The sequence below is a fragment of the Methylocystis rosea SV97 genome, assembly GCF_000372845.1.
Taxonomy (GTDB): Bacteria; Pseudomonadota; Alphaproteobacteria; order Rhizobiales; family Beijerinckiaceae; genus Methylocystis; species Methylocystis rosea.
In genome coordinates this window covers 559,358-581,686 of sequence record NZ_KB889963.1, presented here as the reverse complement: position 1 = coordinate 581,686, position 22,329 = coordinate 559,358, and the positions used below count along the sequence as shown (strand labels likewise).

The 22,329-nt window shown below is 64.3% G+C and carries 21 protein-coding genes; 11 read left to right on the top strand and 10 right to left on the bottom strand.

The window, feature by feature from the left end:
• Positions 1 to 121 precede the first annotated feature (121 nt).
• From A3OO_RS0103145 to A3OO_RS0103130, 4 genes are read left to right on the top strand one after another with little or no spacing between them, the layout of a single operon-like run.
• Positions 122 to 781, top strand: coding sequence for a DUF938 domain-containing protein (locus A3OO_RS0103145; RefSeq protein ID WP_018406380.1), 660 nt, complete (start codon positions 122 to 124; stop codon positions 779 to 781).
• A gap of 30 nt (positions 782 to 811) precedes the next feature.
• The gene (locus tag A3OO_RS0103140; protein WP_040573352.1) at positions 812 to 1,558 is read left to right on the top strand and encodes an SDR family NAD(P)-dependent oxidoreductase; all 747 of its coding nucleotides are present in this window, start codon (positions 812 to 814) and stop codon (positions 1,556 to 1,558) included.
• Between the two features lie 34 nt (positions 1,559 to 1,592).
• Positions 1,593 to 2,216: a DUF1326 domain-containing protein gene (locus A3OO_RS0103135; protein WP_018406378.1), complete on the top strand. Its 624-nt coding sequence runs from the start codon at positions 1,593 to 1,595 to the stop codon at positions 2,214 to 2,216.
• A 17-nt stretch (positions 2,217 to 2,233) separates the two neighbouring features.
• Complete coding sequence (locus A3OO_RS0103130) at positions 2,234 to 3,013, top strand: DUF2182 domain-containing protein (protein WP_026222647.1); 780 nt, start codon at positions 2,234 to 2,236, stop codon at positions 3,011 to 3,013.
• Between the two features lie 795 nt (positions 3,014 to 3,808).
• On the opposite strand, the gene A3OO_RS0103125 is transcribed toward A3OO_RS0103130, so the two are convergent.
• Positions 3,809 to 4,348 carry a cob(I)yrinic acid a,c-diamide adenosyltransferase gene (locus A3OO_RS0103125; protein ID WP_245257090.1) on the bottom strand — a complete coding sequence of 180 codons (540 nt, stop codon included), beginning with the start codon at positions 4,346 to 4,348 and terminating at the stop codon, positions 3,809 to 3,811.
• 315 nt (positions 4,349 to 4,663) lie between these two features.
• On the opposite strand from A3OO_RS0103125, the gene hemA reads away from it, so the two are divergent.
• A complete protein-coding gene (hemA, locus tag A3OO_RS0103120) occupies positions 4,664 to 5,950 on the top strand; it encodes a 5-aminolevulinate synthase (RefSeq protein ID WP_018406375.1) in 1,287 nt (428 codons plus the stop codon).
• A 107-nt stretch (positions 5,951 to 6,057) separates the two neighbouring features.
• On the opposite strand, the gene A3OO_RS0103115 is transcribed toward hemA, so the two are convergent.
• From A3OO_RS0103115 to A3OO_RS0103105, 3 genes are all read right to left on the bottom strand, one after another.
• Positions 6,058 to 6,447, bottom strand: coding sequence for an SgcJ/EcaC family oxidoreductase (locus tag A3OO_RS0103115; RefSeq protein WP_018406374.1), 390 nt, complete (start codon positions 6,445 to 6,447; stop codon positions 6,058 to 6,060).
• Positions 6,448 to 6,472: 25 nt separating this feature from the next.
• Complete coding sequence (locus A3OO_RS0103110) at positions 6,473 to 7,777, bottom strand: UDP-glucose dehydrogenase family protein (protein WP_018406373.1); 1,305 nt, start codon at positions 7,775 to 7,777, stop codon at positions 6,473 to 6,475.
• Between the two features lie 144 nt (positions 7,778 to 7,921).
• On the bottom strand, positions 7,922 to 10,216 hold the full coding sequence (locus A3OO_RS0103105; protein ID WP_018406372.1) for an NADP-dependent malic enzyme: 2,295 nt from the start codon (positions 10,214 to 10,216) through the stop codon (positions 7,922 to 7,924).
• Positions 10,217 to 10,517: 301 nt separating this feature from the next.
• On the opposite strand from A3OO_RS0103105, the gene A3OO_RS0103095 reads away from it, so the two are divergent.
• Entirely contained in the window at positions 10,518 to 11,444 is a 927-nt protein-coding gene (locus A3OO_RS0103095) for a hypothetical protein (RefSeq protein ID WP_018406370.1), read from the top strand.
• A gap of 135 nt (positions 11,445 to 11,579) precedes the next feature.
• On the opposite strand, the gene A3OO_RS0103090 is transcribed toward A3OO_RS0103095, so the two are convergent.
• The gene (locus A3OO_RS0103090) at positions 11,580 to 12,596 is read right to left on the bottom strand and encodes a DUF3616 domain-containing protein (protein ID WP_018406369.1); all 1,017 of its coding nucleotides are present in this window, start codon (positions 12,594 to 12,596) and stop codon (positions 11,580 to 11,582) included.
• Between the two features lie 122 nt (positions 12,597 to 12,718).
• On the opposite strand from A3OO_RS0103090, the gene mutS reads away from it, so the two are divergent.
• Both mutS and A3OO_RS0103080 read left to right on the top strand, forming a co-directional pair.
• Positions 12,719 to 15,400: a DNA mismatch repair protein MutS gene (gene mutS, locus A3OO_RS0103085; protein WP_018406368.1), complete on the top strand. Its 2,682-nt coding sequence runs from the start codon at positions 12,719 to 12,721 to the stop codon at positions 15,398 to 15,400.
• 242 nt (positions 15,401 to 15,642) lie between these two features.
• A complete protein-coding gene (locus A3OO_RS0103080) occupies positions 15,643 to 16,065 on the top strand; it encodes a hypothetical protein (RefSeq protein WP_018406367.1) in 423 nt (140 codons plus the stop codon).
• A 194-nt stretch (positions 16,066 to 16,259) separates the two neighbouring features.
• On the opposite strand, the gene rsmD is transcribed toward A3OO_RS0103080, so the two are convergent.
• Both rsmD and A3OO_RS21025 read right to left on the bottom strand, forming a co-directional pair.
• Positions 16,260 to 16,817: a 16S rRNA (guanine(966)-N(2))-methyltransferase RsmD gene (gene rsmD / locus A3OO_RS0103075; protein WP_018406366.1), complete on the bottom strand. Its 558-nt coding sequence runs from the start codon at positions 16,815 to 16,817 to the stop codon at positions 16,260 to 16,262.
• 3 nt (positions 16,818 to 16,820) lie between these two features.
• The gene (locus tag A3OO_RS21025) at positions 16,821 to 18,431 is read right to left on the bottom strand and encodes a pseudouridine synthase (protein ID WP_425338971.1); all 1,611 of its coding nucleotides are present in this window, start codon (positions 18,429 to 18,431) and stop codon (positions 16,821 to 16,823) included.
• On the opposite strand from A3OO_RS21025, the gene A3OO_RS24755 reads away from it, so the two are divergent.
• Together A3OO_RS24755 and A3OO_RS0103065 are read left to right on the top strand one after the other, a co-directional pair.
• Positions 18,427 to 18,843, top strand: coding sequence for a hypothetical protein (locus A3OO_RS24755; RefSeq protein WP_425338977.1), 417 nt, complete (start codon positions 18,427 to 18,429; stop codon positions 18,841 to 18,843). The genes A3OO_RS21025 and A3OO_RS24755 overlap by 5 nt on opposite strands.
• Before the next feature lie 48 nt (positions 18,844 to 18,891).
• Positions 18,892 to 19,338, top strand: coding sequence for a nucleoside deaminase (locus A3OO_RS0103065; RefSeq protein ID WP_018406363.1), 447 nt, complete (start codon positions 18,892 to 18,894; stop codon positions 19,336 to 19,338).
• Here the strand turns inward: A3OO_RS0103065 and A3OO_RS0103060 are convergent.
• The gene (locus tag A3OO_RS0103060; RefSeq protein WP_018406362.1) at positions 19,323 to 20,183 is read right to left on the bottom strand and encodes a patatin-like phospholipase family protein; all 861 of its coding nucleotides are present in this window, start codon (positions 20,181 to 20,183) and stop codon (positions 19,323 to 19,325) included. The genes A3OO_RS0103065 and A3OO_RS0103060 overlap by 16 nt on opposite strands.
• Positions 20,180 to 21,064, bottom strand: coding sequence for an alpha/beta fold hydrolase (locus tag A3OO_RS0103055; protein WP_018406361.1), 885 nt, complete (start codon positions 21,062 to 21,064; stop codon positions 20,180 to 20,182). Before A3OO_RS0103055 ends, A3OO_RS0103060 begins: the two co-directional genes overlap by 4 nt.
• Before the next feature lie 213 nt (positions 21,065 to 21,277).
• On the opposite strand from A3OO_RS0103055, the gene A3OO_RS0103050 reads away from it, so the two are divergent.
• A complete protein-coding gene (locus tag A3OO_RS0103050) occupies positions 21,278 to 21,862 on the top strand; it encodes a carbonic anhydrase (protein ID WP_018406360.1) in 585 nt (194 codons plus the stop codon).
• Between the two features lie 125 nt (positions 21,863 to 21,987).
• Here the strand turns inward: A3OO_RS0103050 and A3OO_RS0103045 are convergent, their stop codons facing one another.
• Positions 21,988 to 22,329, bottom strand: coding sequence for a rhodanese-like domain-containing protein (locus tag A3OO_RS0103045; protein WP_018406359.1), 342 nt, complete (start codon positions 22,327 to 22,329; stop codon positions 21,988 to 21,990).

Here is a 22,329-nt window from a genome sequence, read left to right as displayed (position 1 = left end):
AAGCTTCCGGCGGCTTGGGCCGGAACAAGATCCAAAAATGAAGGCCGCGAAGCGTTCGAGCGACGCTTCCGCGCAGTCGGGCGAGCGGCGCAAGCGTCGAGGAAAGCCGAGGAGGACCGCCATGTCCATCAATGTGCCTGCAGACCGTCCGCCGATCGATCCGCATCCGCTCAGCCCCTATGTCGCGTGGGCGGGGAATCGAAACCGTGATCCCATTCTCAGCATGTTCAGAGGGATCTTTCCGAACAGCGGCAATGTGCTGGAACTTGCGAGCGGCGCCGGCAACCACATCAACTATTTCGCGCCGCATTTCCCGAATCTGTCGTTTCAGCCTTCCGACTATGACGTCGAAGTGTTCGATTCGATCAAGAAGAAGCGAGACGAAGCAGGCGGCAAGAATATCTTCGATCCGATCAAAATCGATCTGACTGAGCCCCAGACCTGGCCCAGCGCCAGCGATCGGCTCTACGACGCCATTTTCGTGGTGAACCTCTTCCAGGTCGCGCCGGTCTCGATCTGCGACGGCATCGCTCAAGTCGCCGAGCGCGTGTTGACCAAGGATGGCATTGTCGCGATCTACGGGCCCTTCAAGGTTGACGGCAATTATACGACCGAATCAAACGCCGCTTTCGATCAGGAGATCCTCGCGCCCAAGATCGCCGAATGGGGCCTTAAGGACGTGCGTGACCTCGAACGCGCCGCCAACGCACACAATATCGCGCTTAAAAAAATCATGGACATGCCCGCGAACAACTTCATTCTTCTCTTTGGGCGCGCATGAAGCGAGCGCGGCGAAGAGAATTGACGCGCCATGACAGAACCGGCGTTGGCGAATAGGGGGGTGGCGCTCGTGATTGGCGTCGGCGCCGAGTCGGGCCTCGGCGCGGCGCTGGCGCGGCGTTTCGCGCGCGAAGGGCTCCGCGTCATGGTCGCGGGCCGCACGCCGGAGCGGCTGCGAATCGTCGCCGAGCAGATTGCCGCCACGGGGGGCGCGGTCGCGATCAAAGTCGCAGACGCCACCAGCGAAGCCGATGTCGCCGCCCTCTTCGACGAAGCAGACCGCGACGGCGACCTCGTGCTGGTCGCCTACAATGTTGGGAGCAATGTCGCTGCTTCTGCTCAGGACACGACGCCCGAACTCTTCGAGCGCCTTTGGCGCCAAAACGCCCTCGGCGGCTTCGTCGTCGGGCGGGAGGCCGCGAGGCGCTTCTCCCAGCGCGGGCAGGGCACGATCCTGTTCACCGGCGCGACGGCGTCCTTGCGGGCGCGTCCGCCCTTCCTGGCCTTCGCCGCCGCCAAAGCCGCCTTGCGCGCCGTCGCCCAGGGGCTTGCGCGCGAGTTTGGCTCAAAGGGCGTTCATGTCGCCCATATCGTCGTCGACGGCGTGATCGCGGGCGAATATGCGGCGACGAATTTCGCCGACTACGCGCGCTCGAAAGGCGCGGACGGCGTCCTTGCGGTGGACGACATCGCCGACGCCTATTGGGCGCTGCACTGTCAAAAGCGCAGCGCCTGGACTCACGAAATGGACCTTCGGCCCTTCAAGGAGCCTTTCTAGGTCCGCACATTTACGGCCGCGGAGAAAGCAGAAAATGGCGACGCGAACGAAGTGGCGCTTTGTCGGCGACTATCTCGAGAACTGCAATTGCGACATCGTCTGTCCTTGCCTGGTCTCGACCAAGGCCATGATGGCGATGCCGACGCAAGGGTGTTGCGACAACATTTTGGCGTTCCACATCGACAAGGGCCATTATGGCGACGTGGCGCTGGATGGGCTGAACGTGGCGCTTGCGGCCCACGCGCCGGGACCGATGGCGGAGGGCGACTGGACGCTCGCCGTCTATATCGACGAGCGCGCAACCGACGAACAGACCGCCGCACTGGGCGCGATTTTCGGCGGCGACGAAGGCGGACCGATGGCGGCTTTCGCGCCTTTGGTCGGAACGCATCTCGGCGTCAAGAAGACCTCGATCCATTATACGATCGAGGGTAAATCACGCTTCGTCGAAATCCCGGGCGTTCTCGCCGTCGCGGTCGATCCGCTGGCGAGCATGCATCCGAGCGGCGAAATCTGGGGCATGACCGGGCATCCGCTCGCGCCGGAGAAAATCGCTTTCGGCGTCGGCCGCACGGGCAACCATTTCAGCGACCACGGCATGGACTGGAATAATTCGGGCCAGAACGGGCATTACGCGCCGATCGAATGGTCGAATTGACGGATGGCGCCCCCCGCATGGAACAGACGCGCTTGGACCTGATCGCACTTCAGCGTAACGCGATCCTGGCCATGCTCATCGCCTTGTCGGTCGCAGCGTGGACGCTTCTGATCTGGAAAGGCGCAGGTCATGACGCCCATAACAGCATGGCGTCGCCGTCCATGGGACTCGGCGCGCCGCTGTTCATCGCTGCGTGGCTGGCGATGACGATTGCGATGATGTTTCCAACGGTGGCGCCGATGGCGCTCACCTTCCACAAGACGCAGGCCGCGCGCCGCAAACGGGGACAGGCCTTCGTCGGAACATGGGCGTTCCTCGCCGGCTATCTGCTCGTCTGGATGGCGTCTGGCCTCCTCGCTTATATTGGCGCGCTCGCCGCGGAGGCTGTCGCCGCGCGTCTGGATCTTTCGGCGTCGGCGCAGGGCCGCGTCGGCGGTTTGATCCTGATCGCCGCCGGGCTCTACCAGCTCACGCCGTTGAAAGAGCTCTGCCTGACGAAGTGCCGTACGCCGATCAGCTTCATCATGACCTCCTGGCGCGAGGGGACGCTCGGCGCCCTGCAGATGGGCGCGCACCACGGCGCCTGGTGCCTTGGCTGCTGCTGGCTGCTTTGCGCGATCATGTTTCCTCTCGGCATGATGAACGTCGCCGCGCTAGCGAGCGTGACAGCGATTGTTTTCGCCGAGAAGACCCTGCCATGGGGGCCCGCCGTGGCGCAGGCCATGGGCATCGCCATTTTCGTCTACGGGCTTTTGATCCTGATCCAGCCTCAGCAGTTTCCGGTCTTCCATGGATGACTGGGCTTGGCTGGGAACCTCGCGGGAAGGCAGAGGCGTGGCGCCAGCCCAGCCGGCCCGTTCTTCCTCACCCGCCGAGCTACGCCGTGAGTTACACGACGGGGGATGATCGCGCGCTCGCCGCTCATAATGTAACGAAACACTGCGGCCGATTGCTTATCTCGGCCGCAGCTTCTTTGCGACGCTCTATTCAACTATTCCGCGTGCACGGCCGCACGACACTGCGCAGGAACAACCTGTGCCGAGCCATCCGGGCTCGCGGAGCAAGCAGGTTTTCACGCCGGTCGCACAATAATATCCCTCACTCGCGACAGGCGTGGAAGTTGCTGCGCCGTAATAGCCGGTGTTCCCAGAGCCGTAATAGCCGTACCCCGATGGATTGGCAGAGCCATAATAGCCGTTGCTATAGGGGCTTGGCGCCGCCGCGCGCAGCGCCATGCCGTAGTAGCCGGGCCCCAAATTCCTACCACAGCGGCTCCATGCGGAAGCTGGGCTCGAAATTGACAGCATAGTGATTGCGATCGTGGCGGCGAGCGCCGCAGTCATTATCTTTCGTGAGGTCGCCATTGGCGGAACTCCTGGGCAGGGCTCAGCCAGGCCCTTGTTGGACAAACCCCAACGCCCACCCCTGTAACGCCAGCCCCGCTTGCTTGTTCCCGCCCATGAAGGCGTGGAACGCAACGGCGGGAGGCGAGGATGACGACACTTTCGCCAGCCCATTCAAAATTTGCCTGGAACCTGACCGCAAGAAATCTCCGCTCCTGGCGCGAAGCGGCCTTCACGGCTCATGAAAGCTCACCCGCCGAGCATCCGGTCCGCGTGTCCGCTGTGCAGGTCCGCGAGCCGCGCCAGTGCGAATAATAAATCGCTCAGGCGATTGAGATAGGCGAGGGCGCTTTCGGGCGCCGGCGGTTCATCGAGCGCGGCGACGCTGCGCTCGGCCCGCCGCGCGACCGAGCGCGCCATGTGGAGACGCGCGCTCGCTTCCGCCTCTCCCGGATAGATGAAATCGCGCAGCGGCGGCAGCGCGTCGGTGGCGCGATCGATCTCGGCTTCGAGCGCCGCGGTCTCGGCGTCGTCGAAGGCAAGATCGATCTTCCGCGCTTCGGCGCTGACGATGGCGCTGATCGTGTAGAGCGCCTTTTGCGCGCCGCTCAAAAGATCGTTCGCCTCGGGGAAGACGACGCGCGCGAGCCCGAGGCTCGCCGACAATTCGTCGAGATCGCCAACCGCCGCGACGCGCGGATCGAACTTCGCCGCCCGCCGCCCCGAGAAGAGGCTCGTCTGGCCTCTGTCGCCTTTTTTCGTATAGAGCTTCATCGCCGTCACGCGCACCCCCGGTCTCTTCGTTACCTCACGCGAGGCCAGCCGGTCATCCCATAAACGCCGCGCTCGAAAAAGCCTCGCTGAAGGCGGAGCCAGGCACGGCGCGGTTGGGGCGCCGCCGGGCGGCGCCGCCGCCTCGTGGCGCCATTGTTTTTATTGGCGGTGGCCCCGCACTGCGGGAGAAAAGAGGCGCGGGCGCGTCATTCGGCCACTCGCCTTTAAGGCGCGGATCGGCTATGTAAGAAAACGTCCAAACTGGACGGCAGGCAGGACGGGAGCTTGTCGTCGCACTCCGGGACAAGGGAAAAATCAAAGGGTTCGAGCATGGTCTATCGGCGTTACTTCGAGGCCGCCGTCTCCCGTCTGAAGGACGAGCGCCGCTACCGCGTCTTTGCGCATCTTGAGCGCGACGTCGAAGCTTTTCCGCTGGCGAATTGGCATCGCGAGGACGGCTCGGTCGAGCCCGTGACCATCTGGTGCTCCAACGACTATCTCGGCATGGGCCAGCATCCGGACGTGATCGCCGCCATGGTCGACACGGCGAGCAGAGTCGGCGCCGGCTCCGGCGGCACCCGCAACATTTCCGGCACCAGCCACGCCATTGTCGAGCTTGAGCGCGAGCTCGCCGATCTGCACGGCAAGGAAGCCGCGCTCGTCTTCACCTCCGGCTGGATTTCCAATCTCGCGGCGATCTCGACCATCGCCGACCTTCTGCCCAATTGCGTCATTCTCTCCGACGCCTCGAACCATAATTCGATGATCGAAGGCGTGAAGCGCTCGCGCGCCGAGAAGAAGATCTTCCGCCATAATGATCTTGCGCATCTCGAAGAGCTGCTGATCGAAGCGGCCGATCGGCCCAAGCTCGTCGTCTTCGAAAGCCTCTATTCGATGAATGGCAATATCGCGCCGGTCGCGGACATCGTCGCGCTGGCCGAGCGCTATGGTGCCATGACCTATGTCGACGAGGTGCATGCGGTCGGCATGTATGGCGCGCGCGGCGGCGGCATCTGCGAACGCGAAGGCGTGATGGGGCGCGTCCATGTGATCGAGGGCACGCTCGCCAAGGGCTTCGGCACGATGGGCGGCTATATCGCCGGCGACGCCGTGATCATCGACGCGATCCGGTCCTATGCGGCTTCATTCATCTTTACGACGGCGCTGCCGCCGGCCGTCGCGGCCGCCGCCTGCGCCGCGGTGCGGCTGCTCAAGCGCCGACCGGATCTGCGCGCGGCGCATCAGCGCGCCTCGCATATCACCAAGCACGCCCTCGCCGCGGCCGGCCTGCCTGTGATGGAAAATGGCTCGCATATCGTGCCGGTGATGGTGCGCGACGCCGAGCTTTGCAAGTCTGCGAGCGACCTGCTGCTCGATCGCCACTCGATCTACATTCAGCCGATCAACTATCCGACGGTGGCGAAGGGAAGCGAGCGGCTGCGCGTCACGCCGACGCCTTGCCACACGCCGGCGCATATCGCGAATCTCGTCGAGTCGCTCGTCGACGTCTGGCACACGCTCGGGATTCCCTTCGTCGAGCCGCCGTCGCATTTGCACGTCGCGGCGAAGAGCGACGAGAAATGCACCTATCCCGAGATCAAACTCGCGGCGCAGTAGGCGTCGCTCGCGAATGCAAAAAAGCGCCGGCCCGGGGCCGGCGCTTTGTTCTTTATGAGGGCGCGGCGCGGTAGCTGCGCGAGACGAGGGTTGAAAGACTTTTCGGCTCAGGATTTTTCCGCAGCCAAAAGATTTGCATCTCGGGCCAGCCGCCATCGCCCGTCGGCTTCCTTGCGTAGAATCGACAAGGCATATCCGGTCCGGTGCAAAGGCGCGCCTCCGTCTAGAGGCGTCGCCGTCATGTCGATGTAATTGCGCAGATACGCCCAGTCGCCAAAAATGCAGAGCTCCTGGACTTCGCTGCGCCCCTCGATTGCGACGTTCTTCTTGTTTTTCGTAGCGGCTGCGAAAGCCTCCTTGCCGAATGGCTTTCCCCCCGGCGTCAAAAAAATCACGTCATCCGTCATCAGATCGAGCAGCGCTGAAAGGTCGCCCGCTTTGCTGCAGGCCATCCAGGCTTCGACCAACGCGCGAATGGCTCTTTCGTCGTCCGTCATGCCAGAATCCTCCGCGTTAGCCCTCTCACGTCCTCCCCACGCTCACATAGGTGAAGCCGCGCTTGCGCACGTCGCCAGGGCGATAGACATTGCGCAGATCGACGATGATCGGCTGCTTCAAGAGGCTCCTGACCCGATCGAGATCGAGCGCACGGAACGCGTCCCATTCGGTGACGATGGCGAGCGCGTCGGCCCCTTCAAGCGCCGAATAGGCGTTGTCGTGGAAGGTGACTTCCGGCATCAGCGGACGCGCCTGCGCCATGCTTTCAGGGTCATAGGCGTGCACCTGCGCCCCGTCGCCGGCAAGCGAGGCGACGATGGCGAGCGAAGGCGCGTCGCGCATGTCGTCGGTGTTGGGCTTGAAGGCCAATCCCAGGAGCGCGATCTTCTTGCCGCGCACCGAGCCGCCGAGCGCGTTGATCACCTTACGCGCCATCGCCCGCTTGCGCGCGTCATTGACCGCGACCACCGTTTCGACGATGCGCAGCGCCGCGCCCTCGTCCTGCCCGGTCTTGATCAGCGCCAGCGTGTCTTTCGGAAAGCAGGAGCCGCCATAGCCCGGCCCGGCATGCAGGAATTTCCCGCCGATGCGCTTGTCGAGGCCGATGCCGCGCGCGACCTCCTGCACATCCGCGCCAACCTTCTCGCACAGATCGGCGATTTCGTTGATGAAGGTGATCTTCGTCGCGAGAAAGGCGTTGGCCGCGTATTTGGTGAGTTCCGACGTGCGGCGCCCAACGAAGACCAGCGGCGGCGCGTTCAGCGACAGCGGCCGGTAGATTTCTTCCATCACGTCGCGCGCGCGCGGATCTTCGATGCCGATGACGACGCGGTCGGGGCGCTTGAAATCCTCGATAGCGGCGCCTTCGCGCAAGAATTCAGGATTGGAAACGACGGTGAAATCGGCGTCCGGATTGACTTCGCGAATGATGCGCTCGACTTCGTCGCCGGTGCCGACGGGGACGGTCGATTTGTTGACGACGACCGTGAATCCTTTGAGCGCTTTGGCGATGGTCTGTGCGACGGCGTAGACGAAGGACAGATCCGCATGGCCGTCGCCGCGCCGCGACGGGGTGCCGACAGCGATGAAAACCGCGTCGGCGCCTTTGACCGCCGGTTCGAGTTCGGTGGTGAAGGAAAGGCGGTTCTGCTCAACATTATTGGCGACGAGTTCGTCTAAGCCGGGTTCAAAGATCGGTATCTCGCCCGTCTTCAGGCGCTCGATCTTGTTCGCGTCGGCGTCGACGCAAATGACGTTATGGCCGAAGTCGGCGAAACAGGCGCCCGAGACCAAACCCACATAGCCAGAACCAATCATCGTAATGTTCATCAGCGTCAGTCTCTTGCTTCATGTGCGATCGCCTCCCAAGGGAGGTCGCGCGGGGAGGCCGCGCGGGTGGGGGTGAGCAGGGTGCGGGACGCGCGGTTCAGCCCGCCCGCGCCTATTGCGCGACTCTACCCATCAACGGGTTGGTCATCCGCCGACGCCAAAGGCGGCGAGCGCCGCCATATTGACGATCTCCGTGTCCGTTGCGCCGAGTTGGACGATTTGAATCGGTTTGTCGAGTCCGACGATCAGCGGACCGAGAACGGTCGCGCCGCCAAGTTCCTGTAACATTTTTGTCGAAATAGCCGCCGAATGAAACGCTGGCATGACAAGAACGTTCGCCGTCTCGGTCAGTCGCGAAAACGGATAGGCGCTCATCAAATCCTTGTTGAGCGCAATGTCCGCGCCCATCTCGCCCTCATATTCGAAATCGACGCGCCGCTGGTCGAGAACATTGACCGCCTGGTGCACGCGCGCCGTGCGCTCGCCCGGCGGATAGCCGAACGTCGAAAAGGCCAGCATGGCGACCCGCGGCACGAGTCCGATGCGGCGCGCCACGCCAGCCGCCTCGATGGCAATTTCAGCCAGCTCGTGGGCGTCGGGCATCTCGGTGATCGCCGTATCGGCGACGACGACGACGCGGCCATTGGCGAGAATGATCGACGCGCCGATGACGCGGTGGCCGGGCTTGTGGTCGATGACGCGGCGCACGTCTTCAAGCGCGTGGGAGAAATTGCGCGTGACGCCCGTCACCATGGCGTCGGCGTCGCCCTGCGCCACCATCGCCGCGGCGAAATGATTGCGGTCCTGATTGATCAGCCGCTGGCAGTCGCGCATCAGATACCCCTTGCGCTGCAGGCGCTCGAACAGGAACTGCGCATAGACCGAGTTGCGGCTCGAGAGTCTGGCGTTGTGGATTTCGATCTCGGCGGGAAGCTCAAGGCCGGCGTTCGCCGCCGCTTCCTTGACGCGGTCCTCCCGGCCGACAAGCACTGCGCGTCCGAAACCCTGATGGACGAAGGAAAGCGCGGCCCGGATGACCTGCTCCTCTTCACCCTCGGCGAAGACGACGCGCTTGGGATCACGCCGCACGCGTTCGTGAATCGTCTGCATCAGCCCGGCGATCGGATCGCGCCGCGCCGATAACTCAGCGCGATAGGCTTTCATGTCGACGATGGGGCGTCGCGCGACGCCGGTGTCCATCGCCGCGAGCGCCACGGCGGGCGGAATGATGGAGATGAGGCGCGGGTCGAAAGGCGCCGGGATAATATAGTCACGGCCGAAACGCGGCCGGGCGCCGCGGTAGGCGTTGGCGACTTCGTCCGGCACGTCCTCGCGCGCGAGATCGGCGAGCGCCTTCGTCGCAGCGATCTTCATTTCCATGTTGATGGTCTTGGCGCGCACGTCGAGCGCGCCCCGGAAAATATACGGAAAGCCTAGGACGTTATTGATCTGGTTGGGATAGTCGGAACGTCCCGTGGCGATGATCACGTCGGCGCGCGTGGCGCGCGCTTCTTCCGGCGTGATCTCGGGGTCGGGATTGGCCAGGGCGAAGACGATCGGATTGTCCGCCATGCTGCGAAGCATGTCTGGCGTCAGGGCGCCCTTGACCGAAAGGCCGTAGAAGATATCGGCGCCTTCCAGCGCCTCAGCGAGCGTTCGCGCCGTGGTGTCGACGGCGTGCGCGCTCTTCCACTGGTTCATGCCCTCCTGGCGACCGCGATAGACGACGCCCTTGGTGTCGCACAGGATGACGTTGCGCGGATCGAAACCCATCGCCTTGGCGAGATCGAGACAGGCGATGCCGGCGGCGCCGGCGCCGTTGCAGACGAGTTTCGCCGATGAGATGTCGCGGCCTGTCAGCAGCAGCGCGTTGAGCATGCCGGCGGCGGAGATGATCGCCGTGCCGTGCTGATCGTCATGGAAGACCGGAATGTCCATGAGATCGCGTAGCCGCTCCTCGATGACGAAACACTCGGGCGCCTTGATGTCTTCGAGATTGATGCCGCCGAATGAGGGGCCGAGGTATCGGACGGCGTTGACGAATGCGTCGACCTCCTTCGCATCGATCTCGAGATCAATGGAATCGATGTCGGCGAACCGCTTGAACAGCGCGGCCTTGCCTTCCATCACCGGCTTCGCCGCAAGCGCGCCGAGATCGCCAAGCCCGAGGATCGCAGTGCCGTTGGTGATGACGGCGACCATGTTGCCGCGGGTCGTATAATCGAACGCCGCTGAAGGATCCTTGGCGATGGCGAGCACCGGCGCGGCGACGCCGGGCGAATAGGCGAGCGACAGGTCGCGCTGAGTCGCCATCGGCTTCGAGGCGATGACGGCGAGCTTGCCGGGCCGGCCGCGCGAATGAAACAGCAGCGCCTCCTTGTCCGATATCGCCGCGCGCTGCTCTCCTTCCGCCCGATTTTCCGCCATGTCGTCGGCCATCTCCGCCCCTTTGCTTGTTGCGACGCAACACGGCGACCATACCCGGAGCGTGGCTGCGTCCACAAGCGCTTTGCCCAAGGCGGCCGCGCCAAGCGTCACGGAACCAAGCGTCACGGAACAATGACGAAGCGTCAGAGTTTTAGGCATGCGCGGCTGTCCACGCTGCGGCTTAGGTCGTGATTCCGGGCAGCGCAGCGGTCGAAGCGGAGGTTTCAATGAGTGGCATCATTTATCTCGTCGGACTGATCGTCGTCGTTCTGGCGATTTTATCATTTCTTGGCCTGCGCTGAGGAGATGCAGAATGACTGACTTCGTGCAAACGGGACTCGGCGTCGGGCCGTCGCGCGGCGAAGCCGCCGCGGTGGCGGCCGCCCAAGACATGTCCGGCCGGTCGACCAACACCGATTGGGCCGCCATCATCGCCGGCGCAATGATCGCCGGCGCAATTTCCTTCATCATGGGGGCCTTCGGTTCGGCGATCGGCCTGTCGATGACGTCGCCATATGGCGGCGCGTCCTTGGTTGTGCATCTGATCGCGTTGACGCTCTGGGTGCTCTGGATCACCGTTTCGAGCTTTGCGGTCGGCGGCTACGTCACGGGACGGCTGCGCCGGCGCGCCGGAGACGTTTCGCAAGAAGAGGTGGAAGTCCGCGACGGGGTCCACGGCCTCGTGCTCTGGGCAGTCGCGATCGTGGTGTTCGCGCTGATCGCCGGCGCTTCTATCTTCCAGCTCGCCAAGACGGGCGTTTCCGCGGCGGCGTCTTCAGAGGGCGCAAGAAGCGAGACGTCGTCGCTTGCGCCCGCGGTGACTCCGGTCGAGGAGCGGGTCGATTTTCTGTTGCGCGGCGATGGTGACGTGAACGCACGGGGCGTGACGATGCCGACCGAATATCCGCGCGCGATCGTCACGCGCATCGTCGAGCGCGGCTTGGCGACAGGCGAAATCTCCGGAGAAGATCACGCCTATCTCGTCAATGTTCTCGCTTCGCGCTCCGGCCTCGCTCCGCAGGAAGCCGAACGGCGCGTGGATCTGAGCGCCGAACGCCTGCGCGAAGATCAGGCGAAGGCGAAGGAGACGGCCGAGACTGCGCGCAAGACCGGCATCCTGCTCGCGTTCCTGTCCGCAGCGACAATGCTCCTCGGCGCGGTGGCGGCGTGGTACGGCGCGACGCTCGGCGGACGCCATCGCGATGAAAACGTCGGCGTCGCGGCGTTCTCTCGCTTCTAAAGGGAGGTAGGAAATGTTTCGGTCTGTCTTGCTGTGGATGCTCGGGATTCCGATACCGATCATCATCCTTCTGGCGTTCTGGCGCTAACACGGGATGCGATAAAGCCCCGGAAGAACGCTCTTCCGGGGCTTTTCTTATGGCTTGCGGGGAATGTTGAAGACCAGCGGCGCGCCGTCGTCGCCTCCGTCCGAGAGCACGAGCAAGCGATAGCGTCTGGGGTTCAGCTCAAGCACGGCGATGGCCTCCGGCTTGATGAGGCTGCCTTTCTTCCCTAGCGGCGCGTTTTGAAGATCGAGCGCTGCGAGTTCTCTTGGTTGCACAGCTACGCCGGTCGTCAGTCCGCGCAACTCGATGATCGAATAGCCCGCTGGCGATTCAGCGTCGCTGGGTCCAACAAGAGCGAGCGCCTCGCCGTCCGCGATTGCGAGATCTCGAAAGCCCTTGTTGGCGCCCAACCGAACCGTTGTGAGAGAAGGTTTCAGATCGCCCCCCTCGAAAAGAGCCCTCGCGTCGACGCTGACGATGTAACCGTTTCCTCCCACATTCGGCGCGCGCAAGGCGAAAAACAGCCGCCCATTCGCCGCCCCCATGCCCTCGATGTCGATGCGGTTGCGACCCGGAGCCCTGTCGCAGCGGCAGTCGCCGGGAACGGCATAGGACGCAAGTTCGGGAAGGCTGCGCATCGCGTCCCATAAGCGCTCGCTGTGCGCCATCGTTCCGATATGGCCGCTCTCGTCGGCCGTGAGCCGGTAGACTCGTCGGCTGTCAGAATTGTCGCAGCATGTTTCGCGCTTTGCGGCGTGTGATCCGGCCACGTAAAAATAGCCGCCGTCGACGGCCGCAGCTTCGGCGTCGAGTTCCTTCTCCACGCCGCTGAATTCGAAGGGCTCTCCGACGTAGACAAGCCGCTCGCCCTTGATGCGCATGAAGGCGCCCTGCCGGCCCTCATCGACGGCGAGCACGCACATGCCGCTCGTTCGGCAGGCAAAGCCGCTGAACGCTTCATTCGCCCTTTTCGCCGCAAAGGGATGCTTGTCGACCTGCCACGGGTTTGGCGATTCCGGCGCGACGCGCTCCGCGGCGAAAGCGCACGAACAAAGCCAAGCGGCGGCTGCGGCAAGCGCAATCGGTCGATAGATGGCGGCGATCATCGACGTCCCCAATCCCAAACAGGCAAGCAAGAGGCGAATCTAGGCCCGGACGGACGCGTCGTCCACATGCAAGCGCATGCCACGCGTGGCGCTTGCGCCGCGACGTCGTTACACTGGCGGGCATGAAACACGCAGCGCCCGTTCCTGCTCAAAATCTCAATGACCAGGCGCCGACGCGCGTGACCCCAATGATCGCGCAGTATATCGAGATCAAGGCGGCGAACGCCGATTGCCTGCTCTTCTATCGCATGGGCGATTTCTACGAACTGTTTTTTGAAGACGCGCAGACGGCGTCGCGCGCGCTCGGCATCATGTTGACGAAGCGCGGCAAGCATCTTCGCGAAGACATTCCGATGTGCGGCGTGCCGGTCGAGCGCGCTAACGACTATCTGCAAAAACTCATTGCGCTCGGACATCGCGTCGCCGTCTGCGAGCAGACCGAAGACCCGGCCGAAGCCAAAAAACGCGGTGCGAAATCGGTGGTGCGGCGCGACGTCGTGCGGCTGGTCACGCCCGGCACGATCACCGAAGATGCGCTGCTCGATCCCGCGAGACACAATGCCTTTTTAGCGATCGCGCGCTTGCGCGGGGAGGACGGGCGCTGGCGATACGGCCTGGCGAGCGTCGATATTTCGACGGGCGCCTTTACGGTCTGCGAGCGCGAAGAGAATGCGCTCGGCGCCGAAATCGCGCGCCTGGAGCCGCGCGAAATCATCGCCGTCGACGCGCTGTGCAGAGACCCATCGCTTGCGGCGATCTTCGAAGGCGCCGGCGCGCCCATCGCGCCGATCGGCCGCGATATCGGCGACGGCGCTGACGCGGCAAGACGCCTCATGGCGTTCTACACTGTGGCGACGCTCGAAGGTTTTGGCGCCTTCAGCGACTGTGAGCTGGCCGCAGCCGCGACCGCGATTCTCTATGTCGAGCGCACGCAAAAGGGGCAGCGCCCGGCGCTGTCGCGTCCGACAAGTCTGCGCGCGCTGACGGCGCTTGAAATCGACGCGGCGACGCGCGCCAATCTCGAACTGACGCGCACGCTGTCCGGCGCGCGCGAGGGCTCGCTGCTTTCGGTCGTCGATCTCACCGTCACGCCCGGCGGCGCGAGACTCTTGGCCGAACGGATCGCGGCGCCGTTGACCGATGCGAGACTGATCGCATCGCGTCTCGACGCCGTCGCCTTCTTTGTTGAAAAGCCGGACCTGCGCGGCGCGCTCCGCGCGAAGCTCGCGCGCGCGCCGGATCTTTCTCGCGCCTTGTCGCGTCTTTCGTTGGAGCGCGGCGGCCCGCGCGATCTTGCAAGCATTGGCGTCGCGCTGGACGCTGCGCAGGACATCGCGAGTCAATTCGCGCAGCTCGATCCCCCAATCGACATCGCGGCGGAGGCTCAAGCGCTTTCTCGAGCGGACCTCGCGCTGGCCGGCGAAATCGCCGCAGCCTTGAAAGACAGCCTGCCGCTCGACAAGCGTAACGGCGATTTTGTTCGCGAGGGGCGCGACTCCGAGTTGGACGAAGCGAGGCGCCTACGCGACGCAAGCCGCAAGGTGATCGCTGAGCTGCAGGGGCGATATGCCGAGCTCACAGATACGAAGCTCAGGATCAAGCATAATAATTTTCTGGGGTTTTTTCTCGAGGTTTCGCTGACGAACGGCGAGAGGCTGCTGCGGCCGCCGTTCGACGCGACCTTCACGCATCGGCAAACCATGGCCGACGCGATGCGTTTCTCGACGCGCGAACTCGTCGAGCTCGAAGCGAAGATCGCTTCGGCGGCCGATCGCGCGCTGGCGCGGGAACTCGCGATCTTCGACGCGCTGGTCGCCGAAGTGTGCGCGCGCGCCGAGGACTTGCGGCGTCTCGCCGAAGCGTTCGCGCGGCTCGATCTCTATGGCGCACTCGCCGAAGTCGCAGAAAAGCGCGGCTGGACGCGCCCGCTGATCGACGCCTCGCTCGATTTCGAGATTGTCGGCGGGCGCCATCCCGTCGTTGAAGCTTCGCTACAGTCGCAAGGCAAGGCTTTCGCCGCGAATGACTGTGATCTTTGCGGAATGGAGGGCGGCCGAATCGCCGTCGTCACCGGGCCGAATATGGCCGGCAAGTCGACATATCTGCGTCAGAACGCGCTCATTGCGCTGTTGGCGCAGACCGGCTCCTACGTTCCCGCGCAGTCCGCGCGCATTGGCGTCATCGACAGGCTGTTCTCGCGTGTCGGCGCCTCTGACGATCTCGCTCGTGGTCGCTCGACCTTCATGGTCGAGATGGTCGAAACCGCGGCGATCTTGAACTGCGCGAGCCCGCGTTCGCTCATCATTCTCGATGAAATCGGTCGTGGCACGGCGACATTCGACGGACTTTCGATCGCCTGGGCGACGATCGAACATCTGCACGAAGTGAATCGTTCGCGCGCGATCTTCGCCACGCATTTCCACGAATTAACGCAGCTTGCGAAGCGGCTGCCGCGCCTCGTCAATCTGACGATGAAGGTGACCGATCACGCCGGCGATGTGGTGTTTCTGCATGAGGTGATAAAAGGCGCGGCCGACCGCTCCTATGGCGTGCATGTCGCGCAGCTCGCGGGACTGCCGGCGAGCGTCGTCGCGCGTGCCCATGCGATCCTCGCAGAGTTGGAAGCGGCCGACCGACGCGCGCCGGTCGAGACCTTGATCGACGATCTACCGTTGTTCGCACGCCTCGCTGAGGCGTCGGCGGCGAAGGATTCGTTGCGCGACGCGCTACATCAGATTGATCCGGACCAGATGACGCCGCGCGAAGCGCTCGCCGCGCTCTACGAATTGAAGAAGAAACTTTGAAGCCGTCTTTTGTGATTTGAAGCGAAGCTTAAAGACTCGTGACTAAGTCGCAGACCGCTGGGCGTTTGGCGCACACACTCAAATCCATCGAGCCCCGTTGCGTCCTTCCGTCGACGCCAAGACGCGTCGAATGAAGTCGCAAGGATCGGGACTATACGCCGGCGCCGCCTGCGGCCTTCGCTACGCATGTCCGTCTCTCATTCGACGGCGCCACCAAATACTCTGACATCGGAGAACGTGTCATGATTCTCGTGTTGATCTTCGTCGGCGTCGCTTTGGCGGCAGGCGGCGTGCTCTCATTGCTCGACCGACAGTTCAGGGTCAGCAAGGTGACGGCGGTCATGGCCTTCGTCGGCGGATTGATCATGGTCGTCGGAGCGGAAGCCGGACTGATTGGCTCCAGCTCATCCTTCTTCAAAGCGCAGCAGATTAAAACGTCGGCCTGCGAATTGGATGGCGAGTCGGCATATCCCGAAAATCGCCGCTTGGATCCAAATCACCTGATCCGCATATATATTTTGGGTTGCATGGAGCGGTCAGGCTATGCGTGGACAAGCGATCACGAGCACTGCAAGGAAGCGCCGCTCGCCACAAATCCGCTGTGCTATCTGCCGACCGGCCTTTTCGATCGCGCGGTGACGAAAGTCCAAGTCGCTTTTGAGTGATTCAAAAATCCGTTTGAACGGAACGGCTGTCATTCCCGACGCGCGCGAAGCGCGTGATCGGGAATCCAGAGCACGACCAGCATTCTTGGATTGGCTCTGGATTCCCGGTCAGGCCTTCGGCCTGCCGGGAATGACAAACTCCAAGCGACGGATCAGGCCGAGTCCATATGAGAGTGTAACGCCTCCTTTGAGCGCTAACGGATATAGCGCGCGAAGACGAATTGCGTGTCGCCATAGCGGCGTGCGTCTTCGCGCAGCAACATCGGCGGCAGGTTGATTTGCGCCTTGGCGCTTTCTTCGACGACGACGACGGCGTCCGGCGCAAGCCAGCCGCCATCGACAAGTGCGATGAGCGCTTGCGTCGCGAGATCCTTACCGTAAGGCGGATCAAGAAAGGCGAGCGAAAATGTTTCGCCCGCCGGCGCGGCGCCGAGCTTGGTGGCGTCCCGGCGAAAGATGCGCGTGACGCCGCCAAGCCCCAGCGCTTCGATATTGGCGCGTAGCAGCGCGCGCGCCTCAGCGCCGTCGTCGACGAAAAGCGCTCGCGCCGCGCCGCGCGACACGGCCTCGAATCCGAGCGCGCCGGCGCCGGCGAAGAGATCGACGACATTCGCGCCCGCAACCGGATCGCCGAAGCGATGCGCGAGAATGTCGAAAACGGATTCGCGCAGCCGTTCGGACGTTGGTCGAATGGCCTGCGAACGTGGTCCCCAAAGCGCTCGACCGCGCAGGGCGCCGCCGACGATGCGCATGGTCTATGCGCCGCGCGGCTTGCGTGGTCCCTTCGGCGGCCCTTTGCGCGGTCCCTTGAAGGGCCCTTTGGGCGGTCCCTTGCGCGGTGCGCCTCGGGCGCCCGCGGGACCTTTGCCCGGCCCGCTGCGTGGACCTTTGTACGGGCCCCGGGACGGTCCGCCGCTGCGCGAGGGCCGCGCGTCTCCGCCCGAGCGGGGCTGATCGAATTTACGCTCGCGGGGGGCGCGGTCGCCAGCCGAAAATTCACGCTCGCCGCTGCGGGCCGGGCGCTTGTCGAATGTCCGCGGCCGTTCCTGGCGCGTCGCGCTGGCGCCGCGCGTATCGCGTCGGGCCTCGTCGCCGTCGCGACGCGGCGGACGCTTTTCGAACCGCGCGTCATCGCGAGTGGCCGTGCGATAATTTCTCTGACCGCTCGCGTGGTCGTCCGACCGCTTCTCGAATCTCTGCGTGCTGCGCGGACGTTCGTCTCGCCCCTCGGCGCTCCGCTCGCGCGGCGGTCGTGTCGGCGAACGCGCCCCGCGCTGATCATCGAAGCGCGGCGCGCGGCGCTGTTCCGGCGCGGCCCGCTCGTCGCGGCGGCGTCCGTCCTCGCGCGGGAAACGCTCGCCGCGCGGCTTGCTGTCGCGCGATGGGCGTTCGGATCGCGCCTTCGGCTGGTGCGGCGCGCCATCGGCGCGCATCGCATCGAAGCGCCGGGCGTTGCGCGAAGGCGCCGCCGCCTCGTCGCGCCGCCGTGTCGGAGTCACCCGTTCGACGGCGACGGCGCGGCCCTTGCGATCGGCGACCGCGCCGCGCGTCACGCGGGCTCGCGGTCCGGCGTCGCGTCGCTCGTCCTGCTCTTTGCGCAGCGTGGAGACATGTTTGCGCGGACGCTTCTCGGCGCGCGCACGAATCTCCTGCTGCTCCGCCGGCTCTTTCTCGCGCAGCGGCGCGGCGAAATCGACGCCGGCGAGTTCGGCGAGCGATTTGCCCAATTGCTCGCGCAGCATTTTCAATCGCACTTCTTCGACAGCGCCTTCCGCGAGATCGCCGAGCTGGAAGGGCCCGTACGAGACGCGAATGAGCCGCGTCACGTCGAGCCCGAGATGCGCCATGACGCGCTTGATCTCGCGGTTCTTGCCTTCGGTGAGGTTCATCGCGATCCAGACGTTGGCGCCTTGCTCGCGTTCGAGCCGCGCCTCGATCGGCGCATAGTGGATGCCGTCGATCGTCACGCCGTCGCCCAATGAATCGAGCTGCGCCTGATCGATCGCGCCATGCGCCCGCACGCGATAGCGCCGCGTCCAACCCGTCGCGGGCAGTTCGAGCGTGCGCGCGAGGCCGCCGTCATTGGTGAGCAGCAGCAGCCCTTCGGTATTGATGTCGAGCCGGCCGACGCTGACGAGCCGCGGCAGGTCCGGATGATGTTCCTCAAGGTAGGAGAACACCGTGGCGCGGCCTTCTTCGTCGCGCGCGGTGGTGACATAACCGGCGGGCTTGTGGAACAGAAAGAGTCGCGTGCGCTCGCGCGCCTGCATCGGCGCCCCGTCGACGGTGATCTTGTCGCTGTCGCTCACATTGAAGCGGGGGCTCGTTTGCACGCGGCCGTTGACGGCGACGCGGCCTTCCGTGATCCAACGCTCCGCGTCGCGGCGCGAACAGACCCGGGGCGCGCGCCATAACCTTGGCGATGCGATCGCCTTCGAAGGCGCCTTCGCGGGGCGTGGGCGCAGGGGCTGCGGCGCGCTGCTTGGCAGGGGACTTGGCGGGGGACTTGGCGGGGGGCTTGGCGAAGGTCTTGGCGAGGGACTTGCCGGGCCGCTTATCGCGCGCGCTTTCGGCGTCGCGCGCGGCGGGCTTGTCCGAGCGGGGTTTGTCGAAGCGAGGTTTCTCAAGGCGAGGTTTGTCGAAGCGTGGCTTTGCAGGCCTCGAGTCTTCGCGCGCGGGATATGCAGCCGGCGTCTTTTTGGCGGGCCGGCGCAAGGGCCGATCGCCGCCGGGGGAGCCGGCGCGGGTATTTCGGTTCTTTTCGGTCATGGGTTCTGATAGCAGGCGGCAAGCGCGCTTTGAAGCGCGATCGCTGAAGAGACGCAAATGAATGGCACGGACTTTTTCAGCGCCGCTTTCGAGCAGGCGCGCGCGGCGGCGGCGGCGGGCGAAGTCCCGGTCGGCGCGGCGCTTGCGCGCAATGGCGACATTATCGCCGCCGCCGGCAACCGCACCCTGCGCGATCGCGATCCGACGGCGCATGCCGAGATGCTTGTTATCCGCCAAGCCTGCGTCGCACTCGGCTCAGAGCGCCTCGTCGACTGCGATCTCTATGTGACGCTCGAGCCCTGCGCCATGTGCGCGGCCGCGATTTCCTTCGCGCGCATTCGGCGGCTCTATTATGCGGCAAGCGATCCGAAGGGGGGCGCCGTGGAGAACGGGCCGCGGTTTTACGCGCAGCCGACCTGCCACCACCGGCCCGAAGTCTATGGCGGCATTCGCGAAAGCGAGGCGGCGCTGCTCCTTCGCGAATTCTTTCAGGCGCGGCGGTGAGCCTCTAACCGCAGCGCCGCCTGCGCCAGTCCCTGGCGCAGCGTGTCGCGGCAGGCGTCGCCGGCGGCGAAAATGCGCGACGCCTTGAAGAGGTCCAGCGCGAGATATTGATGCACTTCCGGTCGGATGAGCACGTCGGGCGGCCGCTCGGCGATCATGCGCGAGCTGATCGCGTTCATCATGATCTGGCTCGCGACGATCATCGTCTCGAAGGCGGACGGCGGCCCCTTGCCAGTCTCGACGCCGAAATTGCCGGAGACGTCGACCGCGATGACGATGTCGGCAAGACCCCAGAGATGGTCATAAGGAAGGGGATTGACCAATCCGCCATCGACGAAATAGCCGTGATCGCTCGTGGCGGCGCGCACGATGCCTGGAATAGCCATCGACCCAGCCACGGCGGGACGCAATGGTCCCGTGGCGAAAACCGCTTCGATGCGGCGGCGAAAATCAGTCGCGACGACCTGCAGCGGAATGCTTAGATCTTCGAAGCGTTCCGGCATGCCTTCGGGCCAGAAGGCGTGAAGAAAGCGCTCGCCGTCGAATAGCAGCGGATGCGCGACGCGGGAAAGAAGCCGCTTTCGCCCCCGCGCCCGCGCATGAAGCAGCCGGCGCGCGAGTCCGATGCGGTTCTTGAGAATGGCCTGAGTGTGGGCGCGCAGCTCCGCGCCCGAGAAGCCCGCGGCGTAAGCGGCGCCGACGATGGCGCCGATCGAGGCGCCGGCGATGGCCACCGGCCGCACGCCCAGTTCGTCGAGCGCCTCGAGCACGCAGATATGCGCAAGCCCGCGCGCGCCGCCGCCGCCAAGGGCGAGCGCGACGGTCTTACCGCGATAGAGGCTCACAGGAACTTCTCCAGGGCGGCAAGCGTCTCCGCCGGCGCCTCCTCCATCGGATAAAGGCCGGAATCGACGCGCGCCTCGGCGACATCATCGCCCCATTCGCGCCACGCGGCGGCGAGCGAGGGGCCGTTCGCGGGAAAGGTCGCATCCCCGGCGACAATGAGCGTTGGCATGACGAGCTTCTTGCCGTCCGCTTTGTCCTCTGCAAGGTGCTCGCGATCGATGGTCGCGCCGGCGCGAAAATCCTCGCAGAAGGCGTGAATGCGCGCCGGGTCGTTGAAGGCTTGGCGATAGGCCGCGAGCGCGTCCGCGCCGAACGGCTCCAGCGACTTCGCCTTGGTTGCATTCATCAGCGCATCGTCGAGAAAGCCGATCGGATCGAGCCCGATCAGCTCTTCGGGCTTGGGCGCGTCAGCCGCGAGGAAACGCGCGCGCCCGACTCGCTGCAAATCCGCATCGCCGAACTCATCGTTGATCGGCGCGATATTGATGAGCGCCATCTTATCGAGCCGACCGGGCTGATCGAGCGCAAGCCGCTGGCCGACGCGCGCGCCCCTGTCGTGACCGATAAGCGCGAAGCGCACATGGCCGAGCGACTCCATGACCGCGACGACGTCGGCGGCCATTTCCCGTTTGCTATAGTTCTCGCCCTTCTCGCTCGCCGGAACCGCCGACCAGCCATAGCCGCGCAGATCCATCGCAACGACGGTAAAGCGTTTGGCGAGCGCCGGCGCAATTTTTCGCCACGCGACATGCGTCTCGCCGAACCCATGCAACAGAACCACGGGCCGGCCCTCGCCGTGGACGCGGGCGAATATCTTTCCAGCCGGCGCATCGATCCAATGCGAAGCGAAACCAGGAAAAAACTCTGCGGAATCGGACATTCGTTACAACCATCTCCCTTAGACCTGCGCCTCTGCGCGAACGTTATACAATATCAGCGCCGACGCTCCCGAAATATATATCGCTGATCGTCAAGCGACTATGTCACGAAGATCGTGCGTCTTGTCTGCTTGAAAAGGAAGCTGAAGCGCTTCAATGTTGAGAAAGGTCAAAAAAGATTTTGCAAAAGCAACACGGCAACACGGGAGAGAGACATGGCAAGCCAGATCGTCAACGAGGTCGTGACCGCGAACAATGCTTACGCCGCCAATTTCGGAAGCAAGAGCGAACTTGCGCTGCCGCCGGCGCGCGGTTTCGCGATCCTGACCTGCATGGACGCGCGTCTCGATCCCGCGAAATATGCGGGTCTCTCGGAAGGCGACGCGCATGTGATCCGCAACGCCGGCGGCCGCGCGTCAGATGACGCGATTCGCTCGCTCGTCATTTCTCACAAGCTGCTCGGCACCAAGGAGTGGTTTGTCATTCACCACACCAATTGCGGCATGGAGCTCTTCTGCGACGAGATCATGAGCGACTTGCTGGATGACAGTCTCGCGACGGCGAGTTTCGACGGCGAGAACTGGTCGAACCCGCAACATGGCGGCGGCTGCGCGGCCGGCCACTTCATCAAGTGGCACACGATCGAGAATCAGGAGGAAAGCGTCGCGCAGGACGTCGCGCGCATCCGTTCGCATCCGCTGGTGCCGAAAAACATCCCGATCTACGGCTACATCTATGATGTGAAGACCGGCAAGATCAACGAGGTCTCGGAAGCGACCAAGGTCGGCAAGGCGGCGTAACCCGCATTGGCGTAGCTCGCGACGCTTCGCTCAGCGAAGCGATCGCGACTTACGTGATATCTGGATCCCGATCGCGCTATGCGCGTCGGGGAGGACAGATCGCGCAGGTCAACCTGCGGGTTTGACTATTCCACCGGGCCGCCGCGCGCGCGCCAGCCGCCGGTGCCCGGCGCATAGTGGCGAAGATCCTTTCGTCCCGCGCCCTGCGCCTGGGCGAGCGCCTTGGCCGAACGCCCGCCTGCCTGGCAAATGAGGACAACGTCGCCCTTCGGAAGCTTTGTCGGATCGAAGCTCGAGAGCGGCATGTTCTTGGCCCCCGGGACATGCCCGGCGCCATATTCATGCGGCTCGCGCACATCGACGATGGCGCAGGATTTATCCGCGACGACGCGGCAGAAATCGTCATGCTCGATCGTCGGCGCCGCGCCGCCGCCCGCGAGTTTCGATAAGAGAGAGCCCAGAGCCAT

What these genes read in the sequence shown, in the direction of transcription:
- A3OO_RS0103065 (WP_018406363.1), top strand. Translation starts at nt 18,892, where the DNA reads ATGAATGGCACGGACTTTTTCAGCGCCGCTTTCGAGCAGGCGCGCGCG.
- rsmD (WP_018406366.1), bottom strand. Translation starts at nt 16,817, where the DNA reads ATGCGCATCGTCGGCGGCGCCCTGCGCGGTCGAGCGCTTTGGGGACCA.
- mutS (WP_018406368.1), top strand. Translation starts at nt 12,719, where the DNA reads ATGAAACACGCAGCGCCCGTTCCTGCTCAAAATCTCAATGACCAGGCG.
- A3OO_RS0103140 (WP_040573352.1), top strand. Translation starts at nt 812, where the DNA reads ATGACAGAACCGGCGTTGGCGAATAGGGGGGTGGCGCTCGTGATTGGC.
- A3OO_RS0103045 (WP_018406359.1), bottom strand. Translation starts at nt 22,329, where the DNA reads ATGGCTCTGGGCTCTCTCTTATCGAAACTCGCGGGCGGCGGCGCGGCG.
- A3OO_RS0103050 (WP_018406360.1), top strand. Translation starts at nt 21,278, where the DNA reads ATGGCAAGCCAGATCGTCAACGAGGTCGTGACCGCGAACAATGCTTAC.
- A3OO_RS0103145 (WP_018406380.1), top strand. Translation starts at nt 122, where the DNA reads ATGTCCATCAATGTGCCTGCAGACCGTCCGCCGATCGATCCGCATCCG.
- A3OO_RS0103090 (WP_018406369.1), bottom strand. Translation starts at nt 12,596, where the DNA reads ATGATCGCCGCCATCTATCGACCGATTGCGCTTGCCGCAGCCGCCGCT.
- A3OO_RS0103135 (WP_018406378.1), top strand. Translation starts at nt 1,593, where the DNA reads ATGGCGACGCGAACGAAGTGGCGCTTTGTCGGCGACTATCTCGAGAAC.
- A3OO_RS0103115 (WP_018406374.1), bottom strand. Translation starts at nt 6,447, where the DNA reads ATGACGGACGACGAAAGAGCCATTCGCGCGTTGGTCGAAGCCTGGATG.
- A3OO_RS0103105 (WP_018406372.1), bottom strand. Translation starts at nt 10,216, where the DNA reads ATGGCCGACGACATGGCGGAAAATCGGGCGGAAGGAGAGCAGCGCGCG.
- A3OO_RS0103055 (WP_018406361.1), bottom strand. Translation starts at nt 21,064, where the DNA reads ATGTCCGATTCCGCAGAGTTTTTTCCTGGTTTCGCTTCGCATTGGATC.
- A3OO_RS0103095 (WP_018406370.1), top strand. Translation starts at nt 10,518, where the DNA reads ATGACTGACTTCGTGCAAACGGGACTCGGCGTCGGGCCGTCGCGCGGC.
- A3OO_RS0103110 (WP_018406373.1), bottom strand. Translation starts at nt 7,777, where the DNA reads ATGAACATTACGATGATTGGTTCTGGCTATGTGGGTTTGGTCTCGGGC.
- A3OO_RS0103130 (WP_026222647.1), top strand. Translation starts at nt 2,234, where the DNA reads ATGGAACAGACGCGCTTGGACCTGATCGCACTTCAGCGTAACGCGATC.
- hemA (WP_018406375.1), top strand. Translation starts at nt 4,664, where the DNA reads ATGGTCTATCGGCGTTACTTCGAGGCCGCCGTCTCCCGTCTGAAGGAC.
- A3OO_RS0103080 (WP_018406367.1), top strand. Translation starts at nt 15,643, where the DNA reads ATGATTCTCGTGTTGATCTTCGTCGGCGTCGCTTTGGCGGCAGGCGGC.